General features: G+C 71.5%; 18 protein-coding genes. 9 read left to right on the top strand and 9 right to left on the bottom strand.

Translation table 11 applies throughout. The features are described from left to right. The first annotated feature begins 11 nt into the window (after positions 1-11). Positions 12-1373 carry a DUF2079 domain-containing protein gene (locus AB0M18_RS29175; RefSeq protein ID WP_365763173.1) on the top strand — a complete coding sequence of 454 codons (1362 nt, stop codon included), beginning with the start codon at positions 12-14 and terminating at the stop codon, positions 1371-1373. A gap of 282 nt (positions 1374-1655) precedes the next feature. Here the strand turns inward: AB0M18_RS29175 and mgrA are convergent, their stop codons facing one another. After that, positions 1656-2693: an L-glyceraldehyde 3-phosphate reductase gene (gene mgrA / locus AB0M18_RS29170; RefSeq protein WP_365763171.1), complete on the bottom strand. Its 1038-nt coding sequence runs from the start codon at positions 2691-2693 to the stop codon at positions 1656-1658. Positions 2694-2804: 111 nt separating this feature from the next. Here mgrA and AB0M18_RS29165 point away from each other — a divergent pair, with 111 nt between their 5' ends. From AB0M18_RS29165 to AB0M18_RS29140, 6 genes are all read left to right on the top strand, one after another. Continuing rightward, positions 2805-3566, top strand: a complete 762-nt coding sequence (locus tag AB0M18_RS29165) for an isoprenyl transferase (RefSeq protein ID WP_365763169.1) — start codon at positions 2805-2807, stop codon at positions 3564-3566. Between the two features lie 356 nt (positions 3567-3922). Beyond that, a complete protein-coding gene (locus AB0M18_RS29160; RefSeq protein ID WP_365763167.1) occupies positions 3923-5245 on the top strand; it encodes a PhoH family protein in 1323 nt (440 codons plus the stop codon). Positions 5246-5646: 401 nt separating this feature from the next. After that, the gene (locus tag AB0M18_RS29155) at positions 5647-6345 is read left to right on the top strand and encodes a transglycosylase SLT domain-containing protein (protein WP_365763165.1); all 699 of its coding nucleotides are present in this window, start codon (positions 5647-5649) and stop codon (positions 6343-6345) included. Between the two features lie 124 nt (positions 6346-6469). Beyond that, positions 6470-7942, top strand: a complete 1473-nt coding sequence (locus tag AB0M18_RS29150; protein WP_365763163.1) for an AI-2E family transporter — start codon at positions 6470-6472, stop codon at positions 7940-7942. Then, on the top strand, positions 7939-8442 hold the full coding sequence (locus AB0M18_RS29145) for a hypothetical protein (RefSeq protein ID WP_365763161.1): 504 nt from the start codon (positions 7939-7941) through the stop codon (positions 8440-8442). Before AB0M18_RS29150 ends, AB0M18_RS29145 begins: the two co-directional genes overlap by 4 nt. Next, the gene (locus tag AB0M18_RS29140; protein ID WP_365763159.1) at positions 8382-8639 is read left to right on the top strand and encodes a hypothetical protein; all 258 of its coding nucleotides are present in this window, start codon (positions 8382-8384) and stop codon (positions 8637-8639) included. The genes AB0M18_RS29145 and AB0M18_RS29140 overlap by 61 nt, the downstream gene beginning before the upstream one ends. A gap of 91 nt (positions 8640-8730) precedes the next feature. Here the strand turns inward: AB0M18_RS29140 and AB0M18_RS29135 are convergent, their stop codons facing one another. After that, entirely contained in the window at positions 8731-9264 is a 534-nt protein-coding gene (locus AB0M18_RS29135; protein ID WP_365763157.1) for an alkyl hydroperoxide reductase, read from the bottom strand. A gap of 2 nt (positions 9265-9266) precedes the next feature. Then, positions 9267-9821 carry a peroxiredoxin gene (locus AB0M18_RS29130; RefSeq protein ID WP_365763155.1) on the bottom strand — a complete coding sequence of 185 codons (555 nt, stop codon included), beginning with the start codon at positions 9819-9821 and terminating at the stop codon, positions 9267-9269. 132 nt (positions 9822-9953) lie between these two features. Here AB0M18_RS29130 and AB0M18_RS29125 point away from each other — a divergent pair, with 132 nt between their 5' ends. Continuing rightward, positions 9954-10919, top strand: coding sequence for a hydrogen peroxide-inducible genes activator (locus AB0M18_RS29125; protein WP_365763153.1), 966 nt, complete (start codon positions 9954-9956; stop codon positions 10917-10919). Between the two features lie 339 nt (positions 10920-11258). On the opposite strand, the gene AB0M18_RS29120 is transcribed toward AB0M18_RS29125, so the two are convergent. The 3 genes from AB0M18_RS29120 to AB0M18_RS29110 are packed head-to-tail and all read right to left on the bottom strand — an operon-like array spanning position 11259 to position 14787. Beyond that, entirely contained in the window at positions 11259-13601 is a 2343-nt protein-coding gene (locus AB0M18_RS29120; RefSeq protein WP_365763151.1) for an FtsX-like permease family protein, read from the bottom strand. Further along, on the bottom strand, positions 13598-14266 hold the full coding sequence (locus tag AB0M18_RS29115) for an ABC transporter ATP-binding protein (protein ID WP_365763149.1): 669 nt from the start codon (positions 14264-14266) through the stop codon (positions 13598-13600). The genes AB0M18_RS29120 and AB0M18_RS29115 overlap by 4 nt, the downstream gene beginning before the upstream one ends. Continuing rightward, complete coding sequence (locus AB0M18_RS29110) at positions 14263-14787, bottom strand: PadR family transcriptional regulator (protein WP_365763147.1); 525 nt, start codon at positions 14785-14787, stop codon at positions 14263-14265. Before AB0M18_RS29110 ends, AB0M18_RS29115 begins: the two co-directional genes overlap by 4 nt. Before the next feature lie 285 nt (positions 14788-15072). Here AB0M18_RS29110 and AB0M18_RS29105 point away from each other — a divergent pair, with 285 nt between their 5' ends. Next, positions 15073-17274, top strand: coding sequence for a transglycosylase domain-containing protein (locus AB0M18_RS29105; RefSeq protein ID WP_365763145.1), 2202 nt, complete (start codon positions 15073-15075; stop codon positions 17272-17274). A 123-nt stretch (positions 17275-17397) separates the two neighbouring features. On the opposite strand, the gene AB0M18_RS29100 is transcribed toward AB0M18_RS29105, so the two are convergent. The 3 genes from AB0M18_RS29100 to AB0M18_RS29090 form a co-directional block, all read right to left on the bottom strand. Beyond that, the gene (locus AB0M18_RS29100; protein ID WP_365763143.1) at positions 17398-19254 is read right to left on the bottom strand and encodes an ATP-binding SpoIIE family protein phosphatase; all 1857 of its coding nucleotides are present in this window, start codon (positions 19252-19254) and stop codon (positions 17398-17400) included. A gap of 323 nt (positions 19255-19577) precedes the next feature. Then, on the bottom strand, positions 19578-20246 hold the full coding sequence (locus tag AB0M18_RS29095) for a DUF402 domain-containing protein (RefSeq protein WP_365763141.1): 669 nt from the start codon (positions 20244-20246) through the stop codon (positions 19578-19580). Between the two features lie 44 nt (positions 20247-20290). After that, positions 20291-21697: a class II fumarate hydratase gene (locus AB0M18_RS29090; RefSeq protein WP_365763139.1), complete on the bottom strand. Its 1407-nt coding sequence runs from the start codon at positions 21695-21697 to the stop codon at positions 20291-20293. Positions 21698-21779: the final 82 nt, after the last annotated feature.

Below are 21779 nucleotides of genomic sequence, written 5' to 3'. Positions count from 1 at the left end.
CCACCGTCGCCGTGCGCCGCCACCAGCTCATGCGCACCACCGGCTACGACCTCGGCATCTTCGAGCAGGCCGTCCGCGCCTACGCCGAGTTCCGCGCCCCCGTCGTCCCGCTGCGCGGCGAGGGCTTCAACCTCCTCGGCGACCACTTCCACCCCCTCCTCGCCGCCCTCGCCCCGCTCTACCGGCTCTTCCCGTCCCCCCTCACCCTGCTCGTCGTCCAGTCCGCTCTGCTCGCCCTCGCCGTCGTGCCCCTGTTCCGCTGGGCCACGCGTGCGGTCGGGCCGCGCGGCGCGCACGCCGTCGCCGCCGGGTACGGGCTGAGCTGGGGCGTCGCGTCCGCCGCCGCGTTCGACTTCCACGAGGTCGCGCTCGCCGTACCGCTCCTCTCCTTCTCCCTCGAAGCGCTCGGCCGGCAGCGCTGGCGCACCGCCGTCGCCTGGGCCGCGCCGCTGCTCCTGATCAAGGAGGACCTGGGATTCACCCTGGCCGCCGTCGGCGCGTACATCGCCGTCAAAGGCCCGCGCCGGCTCGGGATCGCCACCGTGGCGGCCGGTCTCCTCGCCTCACTGACCGAGATCAAGGTGCTGCTGCCCGCGTTCCACCCTGGCGGTGACTATGCGCACGGCGGCAACCTCGCCGACGGACACGGCTCACTGCTCTCCACCCTCGCCCATGCCCCGCTCGACGCGCTGCGCCCCGACATCAAGGCGATGACCCTGATCCTGGTCTTCGCCCCGTCCGCGCTTCTTGCCCTGCGTTCACCGCTCGCGCTGATTGCCGTACCGACCCTCGCCTGGCGGATGGCGTCCGAGAACGCCTTCCACTGGGGCACTGCCTTCCACTACAGCGCGGTCCTCATGCCGGTCGTCTTCGCCGGGCTTCTCGACGTCCTCGGCCGCGAGACGAGCCGGCGCACCGTCCGCGCGTCGCTCGTCACCGTCCTCGCCGTGACCGCGGTGATGCTCCCGTCCTTCCCGCTGGCCCAGCTCGCCCAGCGGGCCACCTGGCGAACCGCGTCACACGTCGAGGCCGCCCGCTCCCTGCTCGCGCGGATTCCGGACGGCGCCACCGTCGCGGCGTCCAATCGGCTCGCCCCGCAGCTCACCTCACGCTGCACCGTGGTCCTCTTCCCGACCTTTCCCGTCGGCGGGCGGCTCTACGAGTACCGGCACGGCGCCCTGCCCGCGCCCACCGCCGAATGGATCGTCCACGACCCCGAGGCCCCCGAGGCCTGGCCGTACCGCCGTGGCCACTGGCCCTACCCCCTGGAACAGCAGCGCGAGGAGCTCGCCGCCGCCGAGCGCACCCACGGCTACACGGTCGTCGCCCGCCGTGACGGGATCACCCTGCTCCACCGCCGAGGAACCCCCTGACCTGCGTCTGACCTGCGCCTGAACTGCGTCGCCGCGTCAACCGGGCGATGTCCGGACCGGGTCCCCCGTGGGAGGTACGGATTACGCCGCCACGCCCGGGCATAAACCCGCCACGCACCCCTGGAGCCCTTGTGCCGCTTGGCCTCCGGCGAATTCCCCGTGCTTCGGTCGGCGCAGTCGGCACACAGCACGACTAATGAAGGGTTATGGTGGAAACCCCCCCTCGGGCCGGTCCGTATCCCCCCCACGGACCGGCCCGTTTTTCTTTTCTCTCGGGCAGGCTCAGCCCCGCCCGGCCCAGATGTTCGTGCCGGCGGTGTCGATGGCGAAGGAGTCGATCTCCTTCAGCTCCTCCGCCGACAGCGGCTCGCCCGCCAGCGCCGCCACGTTCTCCTCCAGCTGCCCGACGCTGGACGCGCCGATCAGCGCCGAGGTCATCCGCGGGTCCCGCAGTACCCAGTTCAGCGCCAGCTGCGCCAGCGACTGCCCGCGCCGCTCCGCGATGTCCGCGAGACCGCGCAGCCGCCGCAGCACCTCGTCCGACAGCAGGTTCGGGTCCAGCGACTTGCCCTGGGTGGCCCGCGAGCCCTCCGGGACACCCTTGAGGTACTTGTTGGTCAGCAGACCCTGCGCCAGCGGCACGAAGGAGATGCAGCCCATGCCGGCCGCCTCCAGCGTGTCGAGGAGGCCGTCCTCCTCCGTCCACCGGTTGATCATCGAGTACGAGGGCTGGTGGATCAGGGCCGGGACGCCCATCTCCTTCAGGAGCCGCGCCGCCTCGGCGGTCTGCTCGCTGGTGTACGAGGAGACGCCCACGTACAGCGCCTTGCCCTGCTGCACCGCGGACGCGAGGGCGCCCATGGTCTCCTCGAGCGGGGTGTCCGGATCGAAGCGGTGCGAGTAGAAGATGTCGACGTAGTCGAGGCCCATCCGCTTCAGGGACGCGTCCAGCGACGACATCAGGTACTTGCGGGAGCCCCACTCGCCGTACGGCCCGGGGTGCATCTCGTAGCCGGCCTTCGTCGAGACGATCAGCTCGTCCCGGTACCGGGCGAAGTCCTGCGCGAAGATCTTGCCGAAGTTCAGCTCGGCCGAGCCGGGCGGCGGCCCGTAGTTGTTGGCCAGATCGAAGTGGGTGACACCCAGGTCGAAGGCGCGGCGCAGGATCGCGCGCTGCGAGCCGAGGGTGCGGTCGTCGCCGAAGTTGTGCCACAGGCCCAGCGAGATGGCGGGCAGCTTGAGCCCGCTGCGGCCCGTACGCCGGTACTCCATCGTGTCGTAGCGGTCCGCTGCGGCGCGGTACAGGGGGGAATCAGTCACGTATCTCTGCTTATCACGGACTTGTGACAGTCCCGGGCTGGGAGCCGGTTACCCGTCCGCAGTAATGTGGCGGTCCTCGGGGGCCGACACTGCATGGAGGGGTAAAGAACAGTGAACCTGCGCGACCTGGTGTACGGGCTCTACGCACGCCGGGTGGAAGGCCGCCTCGACCACGCCCAGGTGCCCAAGCACATCGGTGTCATCCTCGACGGCAACCGGCGCTGGGCCAAGGCCTCCGGAGGTACCCCCGAGCAGGGGCACAAGGCCGGCGCGGACAAGATCCAGGAGCTCCTCGGCTGGTGCGCCGAGACCGACGTCGAGGTCGTCACGCTCTGGATGCTCTCCACCGACAACCTGAACCGCCCCGAGGAGCAGCTCCTCCCGCTGCTCGGCATCATCGAGGACGCCGTACGGGCGCTCGCCGCCGACGGCCGCTGGCGTGTCCACCACGTGGGCACCATGGACCTGCTGCCGGCGCGCACCCAGTCCGTACTGAAGGAGGCCGAGCAGGCCACCCTCGACAACGCGGGCATACTCGTGAACGTCGCCGTGGGCTACGGCGGTCGGCAGGAGATCGCCGACGCGGTCCGCTCCCTCCTCCTGGACCACGCCGAGCGCGGCACCAGCTTCGAGGAGCTCGCCGAGGTCGTCGACATCGACCTGATCTCCGAGCACCTCTACACCCGCGGCCAGCCCGACCCGGACCTCGTCATCCGCACCAGCGGCGAACAGCGCCTGTCCGGCTTCATGCTGTGGCAGAGCGCGCACTCCGAGTACTACTTCTGCGAGGTGCACTGGCCGGCCTTCCGCAAGGTCGACTTCCTGCGCGCGCTGCGCGACTACGCGGCCCGCCACCGCCGCTTCGGCAACTGACACCCGCGGCCCTCCCGTACGGACACCCCCGTACGAACACCCCCCTGCGGACCTCGCGGACCCCCGGCCCCGCGCGTCACCCCCTGTTCATGAACACGCCGTCATATGCCATGGCATGACGGCACGTGTTCGAGGGCATATCCCCAGTGAAGTGAGCGGCACGGAGACCGCCACCCGGGAGGCCCTTTGCACCAGGACGACCGTGCGGGACGCGCACGGACGAAGCGGAGGGCCGGTGCTCGGCCCGCGCATCGCGGCCTGAGCCCGGTCCCATTCCGCCGCGACACCGGCTTCCCCACCCGCGGAGCCGTCGCACCAGGGCCTCGCAGGGGCCCTCGAAGGGGGTCTGTCCTTCCGTGGTGACCAGCACTAAGCGCCGCTTGTCCGACAGGCGCACCTATGTCCTCGACACCAGCGTCCTGCTGGCCGACCCCAACGCGATGTCCCGGTTCGAGGAGCACGAGGTCGTGCTCCCGATCGTCGTCGTGACCGAGCTGGAGGCCAAGCGCCACCACCCCGAGCTCGGCTACTTCGCGCGGCAGGCGCTGCGCCTGCTCGACGACTTCCGGGTGCGTTACGGCCGGCTGGACGCCCCGCTCCCCATCGGGGAGCTGGGCGGCACGCTGCGGGTCGAGCTCAACCACTCGGACCCCGGTGTCCTGCCCGCCGGTTACCGGCTGGGCGACAACGACTCGCGGATCCTCGCGGTCGCGCGCAACCTCCAGGCCGAGGGGTACGACGTCACGGTCGTCTCCAAGGACCTGCCGCTGCGGATCAAGGCGTCCTCGGTCGGTCTCCTCGCCGAGGAGTACCGGGCGGAGCTCGCCATCACGGACTCCGGCTGGACCGGAATGTCCGAAGTCGCCCTGTCCGCCGACCAGGTCGACCTGCTGTACGAGCAGGAGACGCTGTACGTGCCGGAGGCGGCCGAGCTGCCGGTGCACACCGGGCTCGTGCTGCAGTCCGAGCGCGGCCGGGCGCTGGGCCGGATCGGCTCCGACGGGTCGGTGCGCCTGGTGCGCGGCGACCGGGAGGTCTTCGGCATCCGCGGCCGCAGCGCCGAGCAGCGGATCGCGCTCGACCTGCTGCTCGACCCGGAGGTCGGCATCGTGTCGATGGGCGGCCGGGCCGGCACCGGCAAGTCGGCGCTCGCGCTCTGCGCGGGCCTGGAGGCGGTCCTGGAGCGCCGTCAGCACCAGAAGGTGATGGTCTTCCGTCCGCTGTACGCGGTGGGCGGGCAGGAGCTCGGCTATCTGCCGGGCACCGAGGCCGAGAAGATGAGCCCGTGGGCGCAGGCGGTGTTCGACACCCTCTCGTCCGTGGCGGGCCGTGAGGTCATCGAGGAGGTGCTGAGCCGCGGCATGCTGGAGGTGCTGCCGCTCACCCACATCCGGGGCCGCTCGCTGCACGACGCGTTCGTCATCGTCGACGAGGCCCAGTCCCTTGAGCGGAACGTGCTGTTGACCGTTCTGTCCCGGATCGGGGCGAATTCCCGGGTGGTGCTGACCCATGACGTCGCCCAGCGCGACAACCTGAGGGTCGGCCGGTACGACGGAGTCGTCGCCGTGGTCGAGAAGCTGAAGGGTCATCCGCTCTTCGCCCACGTCACGCTGACCCGCTCCGAGCGCTCGCAGATCGCCGCGCTCGTGACCGAAATGCTGGAGGACGGACAGATCTGACCCGCTTCGTCCCGTGCCTGCACGGGAGTTGGCGCCGCCCGGCTGGGGGCACCTCCCACGGCCTAAGGCCTGTGGGGGAGCGAGAGCCTAGCCGGGCGGCGCCGTGCTGTCTGCCGTATCCGCCAAATCCCGTGCGTCCACCCAGGTGTGAGCTTTCACACGCAACGCGGAATTGCCTTGCGGCGTTGCCGTCCGGCAGAGTCTTGCTTCCGTCAGGCCCCGCATACGGCACACGTGCACCCCCAGCGGTGCTGCACCACACAACTCAACACTCGTTCGCCGTATGCCGCCCACAGCACCACGGGCCCGTGTCTTCTGTGACCCAGCAGTACGGAGACCAGCGTCAGGGGCAAGATTTCGCCCATTCGGTCACCCTGTGGGCGATTGTGGAAGGAAACCGTGTGAGCCGGATCTCGGTCCGGGGATTCGCAGTGGCCTCGGCCACCGCGGTCACCACCGTCGGCGCCGTCGTGGGTGTTGCCTCGGGCAACGCCGCCCAGGCCTCGGACGACAACTTCGAGGCCACCGCGGCCGACACCGCGCTGCTCGTGGACATCCCCGCGGGCGAGCAGGCCCAGGTACAGGTCACCTCGCTCTCCGAGCAGGCCGACGTCCAGGCCGCCGCCGCCGACTCCCTCGCGCGCAAGTCCGCCGAGGAAGCCGCCCGCATCCAGGCCGCCAAGGACGCCGAGGCCAAGAAGAAGGCCGCCGACAAGGCCGAGCAGGAGCGCAAGGAGAAGGAAGAGGCCGAGCGCGCCAGCCGGTCCGCCGTCCGCGACGCCACCAGCTTCGCCGCGCAGAGCTCGTACAGCATCTCCGAGGTCAAGGCGATCGCCCGCCAGATGATCCCGGCGGACCAGTTCCAGTGCTTCAGCAACATCGTGGATCACGAGTCCGGCTGGAACTACCGCGCCACCAACCCCTCCTCGGGTGCGTACGGACTCGTCCAGGCTCTGCCCGGCTCGAAGATGTCGTCGGCCGGCGCCGACTGGCAGACCAACCCGGCCACCCAGATCAAGTGGGGCCTCAGCTACATGGACGGCCGGTACGGCAGCCCCTGCGGCGCCTGGTCGTTCTGGCAGGCCAACCGCTGGTACTAGGGCAGCCGCCGGATCCGCTCCGGCCCCCGCTCAACCCCGTGCAGCCCCTCGCCGTCCTTTCGGTGAGGGGCCGCACGCGTCTGTGGGTGTAGGTTCGGGGGCCCGAAGGGGGAGAGGGAAGAGCATGTCGAGACTGCCAGGATGGCTGAACCGCGCCGGTGCGGGCCTCAGCCGCATGGGCGAACGCCTGGACGAACGCCGGGCGCAGGCCGATCGGGACCCCCTGGGAGCACCGGCCCCCGCCACCGAGCCGATCGCCGAGCCGGCGCCCGAGCCGACCCCGAGCCCCGCGTCGGCCCCGGCCGTGGCCCCGGTCCCCGAACCGGCCTCCGCCACCGCCTCCGCCACCGCCTCTGCCTCCGCCTCCGCCGCATCGGGATCCGGCTCTGGCCCCGGCTCCGGCTCGGTACCCGCCCCGCCGTCGTACGCGCCCGCCGTGGCCGCCCGCCCCGACCCCGTCGCCGCCATCCCCTGGGGCATGCGCGTCGCCGCCGAGGCGAGCTGGCGACTCCTCGTCTTCGCCGGCACCGTCTGGGTCCTGATGAAGGTGATCAGCTCCGTCCAGCTGGTCGTCCTCGCCTTCGTCGCCGCCCTCCTCATCACCGCCCTCCTCCAGCCCACCGTCGCGCTGCTGCGCCGCAAGGGCCTGCCCCGCGGCCTCGCCACCGCCGTCACCGCCGTCTCCGGCTTCGTGATCATGGGCCTGGTCGGCTGGTTCGTGGTCTGGCAGGTGATGGACAACATCGACAGCCTGTCCGACCGCGTCAAGGACGGCATCGAGGAACTCAAGCGCTGGCTCCTCGACAGCCCCTTCCACGTCACCGAGCAGCAGATCAACAACATCGCCAAGAACCTCAGCGACAGCATCGGTGCCAACGCCGAACAGATCACCTCCGCCGGACTCCAGGGCGTGACCGTGGTCGTCGAGGCGATGACCGGCATCCTGCTCGCCATGTTCTCCACCCTCTTCCTCCTCTACGACGGGAAGAAGGTCTGGGATTGGACCCTCAAGCTGGTCCCGGCCCAGGCCCGGCCCGGAGTCGCCGGCGCCGGACCACGCGCCTGGCGCACCCTCACCTCCTACGTCCGCGGCACCGTCCTCGTCGCCCTCATCGACGCCGTGTTCATCGGCCTCGGACTGTGGTTCCTCGAAGTGCCGATGGCCGTGCCGCTCGCCGTCTTCATCTTCCTGTTCGCCTTCATCCCGCTCGTCGGCGCCGTGATCTCCGGCGCCCTCGCCTGCGTCGTCGCCCTCGTCACCAACGGCGTGTTCACCGCCCTGATGGTGCTCGTCGTCGTCCTCGCCGTGCAGCAGATCGAGGGCCACGTGCTCCAGCCCTTCATCCTCGGCCGGGCCGTGCGCGTCCACCCGCTCGCCGTGGTCCTCGCGGTCGCCGCCGGCGGACTCACCGCCGGCATCGGCGGCGCCGTCGTCGCCGTCCCGCTGGTCGCCGTCGCCAACACCGTCGTCGGCTACCTCCGCGCGTATACGAGCGAGCAGACCCTGCGCGCCGCCCCCGAACCGCACGGCGCCACCGCCTACGAAGTCGCCCCGGTCGCCGCCCCCGGCGCCGCGGGACCGAGGAACCTCACGTGATCTCCGAACCCGAACTCGTCGGCGGCCCGGCCTTCCCCGAGCCGGGCGCCGTCATCCTCCCGCCCCCGCCCCCGGCGGCCCAGGAGCCGCCTGGTGCGCGCCGCCCCCGCCCCTGGCTGTGGGCGTTCGGCGGCGCGGTGCTCGCCTCGGCGGTGTGGGCCGGCGGACTCGTGGCGTACGACCGCTACGCGGGGACGGAGGGGCCGGACCTGCGCGGTTACCGCGCGGCCGACCCGTGCCGGGCGGGCGCCTTCCACGGCCTCTCGTCCGCCCTCGGGCGCCGGGAGGAGCCCAGCACCCCCGCGGAGCTGGACCGGCCGGCCCTCTACCGGGTCGGCTGCTCCGTGACGCTGGACACCGAGAAACCGGTGTACTACTCGATCGACGTCACCTACACCCTGCACCGGGTCGTCGACCCCGCCCGGAGTTCGAGGCCCGGATGCACGATCCGTACGAGGACAACGGCGACCGGATCGACGGGATCGGCGACATCGCCCTGATCAACGACAGTGACGACACCATGGTCCTGGAGGTCCTCGACGGGCAGGCGGAGCTCCGGATCGCGGTCAACACCGGGGTCGAGTGGAACGGCGAGGGCGAGCAGCCTCCCGCGCCGCCGAGACTCGACCCGGCCGCGCTGCGGACCTATCTCGTCGAGGACGCGCACGAGCTGATGACGGCGCTCAAGAAGAAGTGAGCGGCGGTACGCGAAAGGGCCCCGGGGTTCGCATGAACCCCGGGGCCCTTCCTCGTGTACGTCGTACCGTGACCGTACGGCCCGGTCGGCCCTACTCGGCCAGGACCGCCTCGGCGTCCAGCGTCACACCGACCGCCTGGATGACCGCGGCGATCTTCACGGCCTCCTGGATCGTCTCGCGGTCGACGCCGGCCTTGCGCAGGACCTGCTCGTGCGAGTCCAGGCACTGGCCGCAGCCGTTGATCGCGGACACGGCCAGCGACCACAGCTCGAAGTCGACCTTCTCGACGCCGGGGTTGCCGATGACGTTCATCCGCAGACCGGCGCGCATCGTCCCGTACTCCGGGTCCGACAGCAGGTGCCGGGTCCGGTAGAAGACGTTGTTCATCGCCATGATCGCGGCGGCCGACTTGGCGGCCTGGTACGCCTCGGGCTTCAGGTTCTCCCTGGCCTCCGGCTCCAGCTCGGCGAGCACCTTCGGCGACCGCGAGGCGATCGCACAGGCGAGCACCGTGCCCCACAGCTGCTGCTGCGGCAGGTCGCTGTTGCCGATCACCGAACCGAGGTTCAGCTTCAGGTCCTTGGCGAAGTCCGGTATGGCGGCCTTCAGCTCATCGAGCGCCATGCTCACTCACCGGCCAGCAGCGCGACCGGGTCGAGGGTGTCCTCGCCCTTGCTCCAGTTGCACGGGCACAGCTCGTCGGTCTGCAGGGCGTCCAGGACCCGCAGGACCTCCTTCGGGTTCCGGCCCACGGAACCGGCGGTCACCATGACGAACTGGATCTCGTTGTTCGGGTCGATCACGAACACGGCCCGCTGCGCGAAGCCGTCCGCACCCTCGACGCCGCAGTCGCGCATGAGCTCGTGCTTCGAGTCGGCGAGCATCGGGAAGGGCAGGTCACGCAGGTCGGCGTGGTCCTTGCGCCAGGCGTGGTGCACGAACTCGGAGTCGCCGGAGACACCGAGGATCTGCGCGTCACGGTCGGCGAACTCGTCGTTCAGCTTGCCGAACGCGGCGATCTCGGTCGGGCAGACGAAGGTGAAGTCCTTCGGCCAGAAGAACACCACACGCCACTTGCCCTCGTACGCCTTGTGATCGATCTGCGCGAACTCCTTGCCGCTCTCCAGCGACACGCAGGCGGTCAGGTCGTAGGCGGGGAACTTGTCACCGACAGTGAGCACGCGCTCTCCTTGCAGTGCGGAAGGATCCCTTTTGGGGGCTTCCATGAGGGTTGGACGTCTCACATCCTGGCACGGGGTGCATTGATCAGTGAAATAGCTAGAGTGGGTCGGGTTGATCGAAGGTGGTTATCAGTGACTCCAGGCCGGCGGGCGAAGCAGCCCAGCCTTTCCCAGCTCAGGGCGTTCGCGGCGGTCGCCGAGCAGCTGCACTTCCGGGACGCCGCGGCGGCGATCGGGATGAGCCAGCCGGCCCTTTCGGGCGCGGTTTCGGCTCTCGAAGAGGCACTCGGTGTCCAGCTCCTCGAGCGTACGACGCGGAAGGTGCTGCTCTCGCCGGCGGGGGAGCGGCTCGCGATGCGGGCGCAGGCCGTGCTCGACGCGGTGGGGGAGCTGATGGAGGAGGCGGAGGCCGCGCAGGCGCCGTTCACCGGGGTGCTGCGGCTCGGGGTGATTCCGACGGTGGCGCCGTATCTGCTGCCGACGGTGCTGCGGCTCGTGCACAGCCGGTATCCGGAGCTGGACCTGCAGGTGCACGAGGAGCAGACCTCCTCGCTGCTCGACGGGCTCGCGGCCGGGCGGCTCGATCTGCTGCTGCTCGCGGTGCCGCTGGGGGTGCCGGGCGTGACGGAGCTGCCGTTGTTCGACGAGGACTTCGTGCTCGTGATGCCCCAGGGACATCCGCTGGCGGGACGGGCGGACATTCCGCGGGAGGCGCTGAGGGAGCTGAAGCTGCTGCTCCTGGACGAGGGGCACTGTCTGCGGGACCAGGCGCTCGACATCTGCCGGGAGGCGGGCCGGACCGAGGGGGCGCCGGTGACGACGACCGCGGCCGGGTTGTCGACGCTGGTGCAGCTGGTGGCCGGCGGGCTCGGCGTGACGCTGTTGCCGCGGACCGCGGTGAAGGTGGAGACGGCGCGGAACGCGGCGCTGTTCACCGGGGTGTTCGCCGATCCGGCGCCGTCGCGGCGGATCGCGCTCGCGATGCGGACGGGCACGGCCCGCCAGTCCGAGTTCACGGAGCTGGCGGGCTCGCTGCGGGAGGCGATGCGCCGCCTCCCGGTCAGGATGGCCGTCCCCGGTGACCGGCCCGTGGGCTGAACCGTGTGGACCTTGAGGGCGACGCGTACTGGCCGGGCAGGAGCACGGACGCCTCCCCCTAGGCGTAGTGGTCGCGCATCCACGACTGGGTCTTGCCGGGCCCGGTGAAGAAGACCTCGGGTGCTGCGGTCGCGAGTGGACCATCGCAGCTCACCCTGGGTAACGGGATGCGGGCAGTGAGTTGACCTCCTGTTCGCGGCCCCGAAGGGTCGAAGCGTCGGGCCTGGACCGAGCCGACAAGGCCGGTCCTTCAAGGCCGAGAAGTTGACTTGTACGGTGATCATCAGGTCCGACGGTGCTGACACGCGCACCACCGCGGCGTGTCGTCCCGTACGTGGCTCATTCCGTACGCAGCCCGTCCGCCCGCATCAGCCGCCACAGCAGAGGCAGGCTGAGCAGGGTCACCAGGAGGATCAGCGCGCCGCCGACGCCGGCGACCGGCAGGAACACCCACCAGTCCTCGACCCGCTTGCCGATCATCCGCAGCAGCACCACACCGAGCGCGAGCCCGCCGGCCACCGACAGGGCGAGGCCGAGCGCGATCGGCACGGCCGTCTGCCACAGCACGGACCAGCCCAGGGTGGAGCGACGGGTGCCGAACGCGACCAGCGAGGAGAGCAGCCGTCTGCGCTCGCGGAGCTGCTCCAGGGTGGTGACGAGCAGGGACACCGAGACGAGCAGCATGGTGAGGGTGGCGCCGACCAGGATGCCGGTGCGGACGCTGGAGTACTGGGCGTCGCGCTCCATGTTCCGCAGGGTCTGCACCCGGGTGAGCGGGCTGAGGGCGGCGACCGTGTTCCGTACGTGCTCCTCGGCGTCCGGCACCGCCGGGTCGATCCGGATCATGGCACCGGCCACGGGCATGTCGAGCCGGGCGGCGTCGAGGGCCTTCGGGGTGGCGAGCACACCGAACTGGTACTGGCCCCCGGGGTCGCGCCGGGACTCGACGGTGCGCGCGCTGTCCGGGATCCGCCAGGTCGGCACGGGCTCCTTGCCGTGGGCCTGCGGCTCGCGCAGGGCGACCGTCGCGCCGGCCTTCGCGGTCCGGGTGACCCAGGAGTCCTCGGGGCCCTCCTGGCCGTGGGTGAGCGCGATGAACACGTCGCCGTCGGCGCAGGACGGCAGCACGGCCAGTTCCCGCAGGGAGGCGCAGTCGCCGACGAAGGCGGAGGTGATGGCGCCGAACTCCTCGCCCTTCTCGGGCGGTCCGGACCGCCACACATGCGACTCGATGACGCCCATGACGCCGGTGACGCCGGTGGTCTTCGACAGGGCCGTGATCGTCCGGCGGGCGTCGTCGGCGGACCGGGCGTCGACCCGCGTCTGCAGCTGGGCGCGGGCGGTGTCCATGTTCGTGGGCCGCATGAAGTCGCTCTGCATGGCCTGGAACAGCATCTGCAGGGCGATCGCGCCGGCCGCGGCGACGACGATGCCGCTCGCGGTACGGGCAGCGGTGCCGCTGCTCAGCTGGAGCCGGCGAGTGGCGAGCTGCCAGGCCACCGGGCCGCCGCGGAGCCGCTTGACCAGGGCCTCCACCAGCCAGGGCAGCAGGGTGGTCAGGCCGATCAGGGCGAGGGTGGCGCCGATCGCGATGCCCGGGGTCTCGATGCCGGTCCCGGTGATCTCCACGTCGTCCACGCTCGGTACGAGGACGGCCACGCCGGCCAGGAGGAGGATCAGCCGCCAGGCGACCCGGCGCGGCCGGGGGGTGGCCGTGCGGACCACGCCGAGGGGCTCGATGGCGACGCCGCGCAGCGCGAACAGGCTGACGACCACGGCCGCGAGGGGCACGACGGCGACGATCACCGCGGCGAGCCACGGCACCGGGGAGACGTCGGCCGGGAAGGCGTTGACGTCCCAGATCCGCACGGTGCCGGCGAGCTGCCGGGCCACGGCGAAGAAGCCGGCGCCGGCGGCGAGGCCGAGCAGCGCCCCGGCGAGCGATTCGCCGGCCGCGATCCGCCGGGTCATGGCGGTGTCGGCGCCGACCAGGCGCAGCGCGGCGAGCCGCCGGTCGCGCTGTTCGCCGCCGAAGCGGACGGCGGTCGCGATGAACACGAGGACCGGCAGGAGCAGGACGACACAGGCGATGACGACGAGCAGCAGCAGGAACGCGTTCATCGGTTCCTCGGGCACCGACCAGCCGTACGTGCGGCCGCGGCCGTCGTAGGTGTCGGTGGTGAGGGTGTCCGTCCCGGCCAGATAACGCAGTTCGGCCGGGCCGATGAGTCCCGCCTCGCCGACGGTGCCGACCGCCCTGTAGGGCAGCCGCTGCTTGAGGAGGGCGCCCTCGGGGGAGTCGAGGAGCTCGCGCAGTGCGGGGGAGACCAGCATCTCGCCGGGCGCGGGTATCCGCGCGGCGCCGGGCGGGACGGCCGCCTTCGGTCCCTCGGGCCGCAGCAGCAGACCGGTGACGGCGTCGCCGCGGTAGACGGTCTCGGTGCGGACGTAGAGAAAGGTGTCCGGGCCGGGCTCGGCGACCTCGTAACTGGCGTCGGGCTGCCGCGCCGACTCCCGTACCTCGCGCTGGAACAGCATGTTCGGCATCGACGCGGCGACCAGGAGCAGGGCGACGCCGAGGCCGATGCCGGTCGCGGTGAGGAGCGTGCGCAGCCGGCCGGCGCGCCCGCCGGTGACGGCGAAGCGGGCGCCGAGCGCGAGGTCGCGCAGCCAGCCGCTCATGCCGCCCACTCCGTGTCGCGGACCGAGCCGTCGCGGACCACGATCTCGCGGTCGGAGTAGGCGGCGACCCGGGCCTCGTGGGTGACCAGGACGACGGCGGCGCCGGTGTCCCGGGAGGCGTCGGTGAGCAGCGACATGACCCGCTCGCCGTTGAGCGAGTCGAGGGCGCCGGTCGGCTCGTCGGCGAAGATCACCCGCGGGGCGGTGACGAGCGCGCGGGCCACCGCGACCCGCTGGCCCTGCCCGCCGGATATCTCCCCGGGGCGCTTTCCGGCCACGTCCTCGACCTCCAGGCGGGTCAGCCAGTCGCGGGCCCGCTGTTCGGCGGCCCGGCGCCGCTCGCCGTTCAGGCGCAACGGCAGGGCGACGTTCTCGACGCAGGTCAGTTCGGGCACCAGCTGTCCGAACTGGAAGACGAAGCCGAAGTCGGAGCGGCGCAGGGCGCTGCGCCGGGCGTCGCTCATCGCGGTGAGCTCGCGCCCGTCGTAGTGGATGGTGCCGGCCAGGCAGTGCAGCAGGGTCGACTTGCCGGAGCCGGAGGGGCCCATCACGGCGACGACCTCCCCGGCGCGCAGCGAGAAGTCGGCGCCGGTGAGCGCCGCCGTCGGCCCGTAGCTCTTGTCGAGGCCGTTCGCCCGCAGCAGGGCGCCCTTCGCGTCGCTCATCGGCGGATCTCCTCGGCGAGCCGGTCCAGCCGGGCGGCGGTCAGTTCCAGCCAGCGCAGATCGGCCTCCAGGTGGAACAGGGCGTGGTCGCAGATCAGCTGGTCGGCGAGGTCGCCGTCCTTCTTGCGCCGGGTCAGCTCGCGCATCAGCCGCAGGTGCTCGGCGCGCTGGGTGTCCAGGATCCCGGCGGCACCGCGCCCGGTGAGCAGGGCGAGGACGACCTTGGTGTAGAGCGTGGACTGGAGGTACGGCTCGGGCTTCTCGGGGGCGGCGAGCCAGCGTTCGACATCGGTGATGCCGGCCTCGGTGATCGCGTACCGCTTGCGCTCGGGGCCGCCGCCGGCCTCGATGCCGTCGACCTCGACGAGGCCGTTCTTCAGGAGGCGGGACATCGTCGAGTAGACCTGCCCGTAGTGCAGCGGCCGGTCGTGGCCGAAGCGCTCGTCGAAGGCCCGCTTGAGGTCGTAACCGTGGCGCGGGCCGGACTCCAGGAGTCCGAGGAGGGTGTGACCGATGGACATGCGTCTCACTCTACACGGGGTGTATACGCACGATGTATAGCCACCTGGCGGGGCGTCAACAGCAGTCCCATATCCAGGCTTTACCCTTCGAACGCACAGACTGTGACCGGTGGCACACAACCATCCCGGCCTGTCACGCGTCGGTTCCGTCGGGGGTGGGTGCTGATTCTCACGCCCGGAAAAGTCGGATCGATCGCCCTATGTCGTATTGGGCGGTGTTAGCTTTCCAAGCTGATTCGACGACGGACACGGACGACGAGCGGCACGAGCGGAGCGAACGAGGACATGGGCCGAACAGGCAAGGGCCGGGCGGGGGAGCGCGGGCGCATACGCCGCCTCTTCACCTGGAAGAAGATCCTGGGCACGTTCTTCGTGGGCTGCCTGCTCGCCATGGGCGCCTTCTACGCGGTCTACCTGATGGTCCCGGTCCCGACGGCCAACGCGGACGCGACCCTCCAGAGCAACGTCTACAAGTACGCCAACGGCAAGGTGCTCGCCCGCACCGGCAAGATCAACCGCGAGATCGTGGGCCTGGAGAAGGTCCCGCTGGACGTCCAGCGCTCCTTCGTCGCCGCCGAGAACAAGACCTTCTACAAGGACAACGGCGTCGACATCAAGGGCACCGTCCGCGCCGCGTGGAACACCCTCACCGGCAAGGGCAAGCAGGGTGGCTCGACGATCACCCAGCAGTACGTCAAGAACTACTACCTGAGCCAGGACCAGACGGCGACCCGCAAGCTCAAGGAAATGGTCATCGCCCTCAAGGTCGACCAGAACATGAGCAAGAGCGAGATCCTGGCCGGCTACATCAACACCAGCTACTACGGCCGCAACGCCTACGGCATCCAGGCCGCCGCACAGGCCTACTACGGCGTCGACGCCACCAGGCTCAACGTCGCCCAGGGCGCCTACCTCGCCTCCGTGCTCCAGGCCCCCAGCCAGTACGACTGGACCTCCGCGGGACCCGAGGGCCGCAAGCTCGTCGAGGCCCGCTGGAACTACGTCCTCGACAACATGGTCGAGGAGGGCTGGCTGAACGCCGGCGAGCGGGCCGGGATGAAGTTCCCCGCCCCGCAGAAGCCCAAGGCCCCCAAGGGCATGAGCGGGCAGAGCGGCTACATCGTCGAGGCGGCGAACCAGGAGCTGCTGCGCCAGGGCGTCAAGGAGGAGGATCTGAAGGCCGGCGGCTGGACGATCACCCTCAACATCGACGAGAAGAAGCAGAAGGCCCTCGTCCAGGCGGTCGACAGGCAGCTGGAGAAGAAGCTCGACCGCAAGGGCGACGAGAAGGACGCCACCGTCCAGGCCGGCGCCACCTCCGTCGACCCGAAGACCGGCGCTGTCGTCGCGATGTACGGCGGCATCGGCGCCACCGAGCACTGGACGAACAACGCCACCCGGCGCGACTACCAGCCCGCCTCCACGTACAAGCCGATCGTGCTCGCCTCCGCGCTCGACAACCGCTCGCTGACCCAGGACGGGCGGAAGATCGGCCTCGGCACGATCTACGACGGCACCAGCAAGCGCAAGGTCGTCGGCAGCAGCATCCCCTTCTCCCCGGAGAACGAGGACAACCGGAGCTACGGCCCGGTCACCGTCCAGAGGGCCACCAACAGCTCGATCAACTCGGTCTACGCCCAGATGATCGTGGACGTCGGCTTCGCCAAGGCCAAGCAGACCGGCATCGCGCTCGGCCTGAAGGACGGCGCGGACTTCGGCGAGGGGCCCTCGATGTCGCTCGGCGTCATGACCGCCTCCACCATGGACATGGCCGGCGCCTACGCCACCCTCGACAACCACGGCGTCAAGGTCACCCCGAGCCTGGTGAAGTCCGCCGAGCACAAGGACCGCAAGGCCGACCCGGTGAAGTCCATCGGCGAGCGCGTCATCAGCCGCGAGGCCGCCGACACCACCACCAAGGCCATGCAGGGCGTCGTCCAGTCCGGCTCCGGCGTCCGCGCCGCAGGCGACTACGAGGCGGCCGGCAAGACCGGCACCTCCGAGAACAACCGCTCGGCCTGGTTCGTCGGCTACACCCCCGAACTCGTCACCGCCGTCGGCCTGTTCGGTGAGGACGTCAAGGGCAACCAGGTCACCCTGACCGACACCATCAACCCGGGCCGCGCCAACGGCGGCAAGACCCCGGCCCAGATCTGGGGCGCCTACACCACCACCGCCCTCGGCGGCGGCTCCAGCGCCTCCTTCGACCTGGAGACCGACGGCACCTCGGGCGGCGACACCGGCCTGCCGACGCCGACCGGGAGCGCGAGCGACTCCCCGTCGCCGACCCCGTCGGCCTCCGAGGAGATGACCACCCCGCCGCAGCCGCCGACGCCGACCGGCACCACGCCGACGCAGCCGCCCACGGCGACCGCGACGACTCCGCCGCTGCCGCCGATCCCGACCGGCACCAAGACGACCGAGCCGACGATCCAGCCCCCGCCGGACGGCACGGGCATCGTCGACAGCCGGCCCGGAGGCCAGTGACACGAAGGAGGCCGGACCCCTGGGAGAGGGGTCCGGCCTCCTGTATGTGCTCGTACGGTACGGCTCCGGGCCCAGGGCCTGTCCGGCGGATCAGGGTCGGGGCCGCGATCCGCCGGACAGGCTCTAGCGCGTGGCCAGCTCGAACCACACCACCTTGCCGCCCGAAAGGCGTGTCGCGCCCCAGCGCCGGGCGAGCCGGTTCACCAGGAACAGCCCGCGCCCGCTCTCGTCGGTCTCCCGGGCCCGGCGCTGCCGGGGCAGCTGGGGCGAGTCGTCGCCGACCTCGCAGCGCAGCACGTCGGTGCGCAGCAGCCGCAGCGTCACCGGCCGCTCCGCGTACCGCACGGCGTTGGTGACCACCTCGCTGATGAGCAGCTCCACGGAGTCCGTGAGGTCCTCCAGGTCCCAGCGGGCGAGTGCCCGGCGGGCCAGTCGGCGGGCCCGGCCCGGGGCCGCGTCCTCCGGTTCGAGGAACCAGTACGCCACGTCGCTCGGCGCGATCCCGTCGAAGCGGGCCGCGAGCAGCGCGATGTCGTCGTCCCGGTCGCCGGGGCCGAGCATGTCGAGCACGTCGTCGCACAGCGCCTCCAGCGGAGGCGAGTGGTCCGGGCCGGTGAGCTGGGCGGTCGCCGCGAGGCGTTCGCGCAGCTGCTCGATCCCGGTCCACACGTCACGCAGCCGGGACTCCACCAGACCGTCGGTGTAGAGCAGCAGCGTCGCCCCGGCGGGCGCGTCGAGTTCGACGGCCTCGAAGTCCACCCCGCCCACGCCGATCGGCGCGCCGGGCGGCACCCGCAGCACCTCGGCGCGGCCGCCCAGGTGCAGGAGTATCGGCGGCGGATGGCCCGCGTTGGCGATGGTGATCCGGTGCGAGACCGGGTCGTAGACCGCGTACATGCAGGTGGCCATGCGGTTCTCGCCGAGCCGCTGGGCCTGCTCGTCGAGGTGGTGCAGGACCTCCTGCGGCGGCAGGTCGAGCCCGGCCAGGGTCTGCGCGGTGGTGCGCAGCTGGCCCATGATCGCCGCCGAGGTCATGGAGTGGCCCATGACGTCGCCGACGACGAGCGCGACCCGGCTGCCGGGCAGCGGGATCGCGTCGTACCAGTCGCCGCCGACCCGGGCCGTCTCGGCCGCCGGCAGGTAGCGCGAGGCCAGCCGCACACCGGTGGGCTGCGGCAGCGAGTCGGGCAGCATGGTGCGCTGCAGCTCGTCGGCGATGTAGGCCTCGCGCCCGTAGAGCACGGCCTTGTCGATGCCGAGCGCGGTGTGGGTGGCCAGCTGGGCCGCCACGAGCAGGTCGTTCGGCTCGAAGCCGGCCCGCTCGGGGCGCCGCAGGAACACGGCCGCGCCGATCACCCGGCGCCGCCCCCGCAGCGGCGCGAGTATGGCCCGGAGCCCCGGCGGCAGCGGGTGCTCCGGCCCGAGCAGCTCCGGCAGCGCCGCGCGGGCGGCGGGGGAGTCGCCGGGCACCGGCCGCACCCCGCGCAGCACCTCGGCGAGCGCGCTGCCCGAGCGGACCTCGCAGAGCTCCGCGGCGGGCGTCGGGTCGGGGTCGGGGACGAGGACCAGCTCCTCGCCCTCCAGGTCCGTTAACCGCAGCCGGTCGGTGCGGCGCAGCCGCAGCACGAACGGCTCGGCCGGGCGCTCGTCGCCCACCGGCAGCGGGTCGCGCAGATAGACCAGGATCGCGTCGGAGAAGGTCGGGACGGTCGCCCGGCACAGCCCGAGGACGATCTCGTCGAGGTCGAGGCCGCGCGCGATCCGCCGCGTCGCGGCGCCCACGAACCGCAGCCGGTCGCCCTCGCGGCGCGCGGCGGCGCCGTCGGCCCCGGCCGGGCCGCCGCCCGGCGCGGGTGCGGGCACGGCGACAGCGGCCGCGGCCGCGCTCGTCGCCGCCGTGTCCTGGCGGGGGCGAGTGCGTTCCTGCGGCCGGTCGGCCATCGCCTTGCGGCCTTCGTGGGAGGTGGGATGCTCCGTCACGCCTGGGATTCCGTCCGTCCGGGCCGGTGGTGCGTTGCACGCGCTCTTCTCGCCGATGCCGCGCCTTCGGCGGGGCTAAACCAACGGCACGCGCTCGATCTGGAGGATCTGGAGAAGGGCGGCGGGGCGTCCGCGCACGGGTCCGGCACTGCTCTCCCCCCTCATGAGGCAATCTGGATGACGTGTGGTCAGGTCCTGTGTCGTGCCGGGTCGGTGACGTTCGATCCGATCGATCGGGTGTGGTCGAGTACGTGGTCGAGTACGCGGTCGAGTACGTGCGGAGGACGATCCTACGTTTGCCCCCGGGGGGCGCAGCAAGGGTCTCATGGTGCCGTGTGCGCCGGAGTCCGATCCCAGTCGGCCGGCAGTTCGGGTACGGGCCAGGCGGGGTCGGGCCGCCAGTCCTCCCAGCCGGCCGAGAACGGCGGTCCCCAGGCGTGGATCAGTTCGACGGCGGACCTGCCGGCCTCCGTGACCCGGGCGGCCTGCGCGGCGTCCATCAGGCCGGCCCGCTGGGCCTGGGCGAACTCGTCCTCGTCCCGCCACAGCCAGCTGTGGTCGGGGTAGACGGAGATGTCGAGGAAGTGGTCCTCGGAGTCGACGCCGTCGGACCAGCGGGTCCGGGGCTCCTCGAGGTTGACGTACCAGCTGCGGAAGCGCCAGCCGCGGTCCCAGAACAGCCACACCGACCACGGGTCGGCGGGCCTGGCCAGTTTCAGCACCCCGGTGCCGTGCCAGTGCGCCCGCGCGGTGGTGCGCGGCGCGGTGTAGCGGGTGGCCAGCGGCTCCTCGTGGACCGGGGTGCTGCCGTCGGCGAGCACCGGCTTCACGCACTCGGTGCCGGGTGCCATCCAGACCGCGAGCAGCTCCGGGGTGTCCTGGACGACGGTCACCGGGCGGCAGATGTGCACGTCGCCGGTGCCGTTGTCGCGGTAGCGCCAGAGGATCTGATCCCCCGGCGCCCAGTGCTGGGAGCGGCCGGATCCTGTCATGCGCAGATCTTAGGGGTGAGCTCCGGACGCCGCTGCGGCGAAGGTCACGGATGAGTCATGCGCAGGACGTCGAGCGCCTCGTCGAGCTGCTCGGCGGTCAGGTCGCCCCGCTCCACGTACCCCGACTCCAGGACCACCTCCCTGATCGTCTTGCGCTCGGCCAGCGACTTCTTGGCCACCTTGGCGGCCTCCTCGTAGCCGATGTACTTGTTCAGCGGGGTGACGACGGACGGGGAGGACTCGGCGTACTCGCGGGCCCGCTCGGTGTTGGCGGTGATGCCGTCGACCGTGCGGTCGGCGAGCAGCCGGGCGGCGTTGGCCAGAAGGCGTACGGATTCCAGCAGGTTCTTGGCCATGACCGGCAGCATCACGTTGAGCTCGAAGTTCCCGGCCGCGCCGGCCACCGCGACCGTCGTGTCGTTGCCGGTCACCTGCGCGGCGACCATGAGGACCGCCTCCGGGACCACCGGGTTGACCTTGCCCGGCATGATCGAGGAGCCCGGCTGGAGGTCGGGCAGGTTGATCTCGGCGAGGCCGGTGCGCGGGCCGCTGGACATCCAGCGCAGATCGTTGGCGATCTTGGTGAGGGAGACCGCGATGGTCCTGAGCTGCCCGGACGTCTCGACCAGGCCGTCCCGGGCGCCCTGCGCCTCGAAGTGGTCGCGGGCCTCGGTGAGCGGCAGTCCGGTGACGCGGGCCACCTCGGCGATCACGGCGGCGGAGAAGCCGGGCGGGGTGTTGATGCCGGTACCCACCGCGGTGCCGCCGAGGGGGAGTTCGGCGAGCCGCGGCAGCGCGGCGCGCAGCCGCTCGATCCCGTACCTGACCTGCGCCGCGTAGCCGCCGAACTCCTGGCCGAGGGTGACCGGGGTGGCGTCCATCAGGTGCGTGCGGCCGGACTTCACGACGCTCGCGAATTCGGCTGATTTCCGCTCCAGGGAGACGGCCAGACGGTCGAGTGCCGGGATCAGGTCCTGGGTCACGGCGGCGGTCGCCGCGATGTGGATGGAGGACGGGAAGACGTCGTTGGAGGACTGGGACGCGTTCACGTGGTCGTTGGGGTGCACCTCCCGGCCGAGCCGCTCGGTGGCCAGGGTGGCGAGCACCTCGTTGGTGTTCATGTTCGAGGACGTGCCGGAACCGGTCTGGAAGACGTCCACCGGGAAGTGCTCGTCCCAACGCCCCTCGGCGACCTCGTCCGCCGCTTCCCGGACGGCCCGCGCCACCTCGGGGTCGAGCACCCCGAGCTCCGCGTTGACCGTGGCGGCCGCGGCCTTGATCCGGGCGAGCGCCGCGATGTGGGCGCGCTCCAGGCGCTGGCCGCTGACCGGGAAGTTCTCCACCGCCCGCTGGGTCTGGGCGCGCCACTTGGCGTGGGCGGGGACGCGCACCTCGCCCATGGAGTCGTGCTCCACGCGGTAGCCGCCGGTGCCGGTCTCTTCGTCGCTCATGGTTCGTCAACCTCCTGCACGGTGCTCATCGAGGGGGGCGACCCCCCGAACCCCCCGAAAAACATGAGCACTTGTCTTGTTC

The sequence above is a fragment of the Streptomyces sp. NPDC051909 genome (assembly GCF_040681095.1).
Lineage (GTDB): Bacteria > Actinomycetota > Actinomycetes > Streptomycetales > Streptomycetaceae > Streptomyces.
This window is presented reverse-complemented; position numbering and strand designations above follow the sequence as displayed.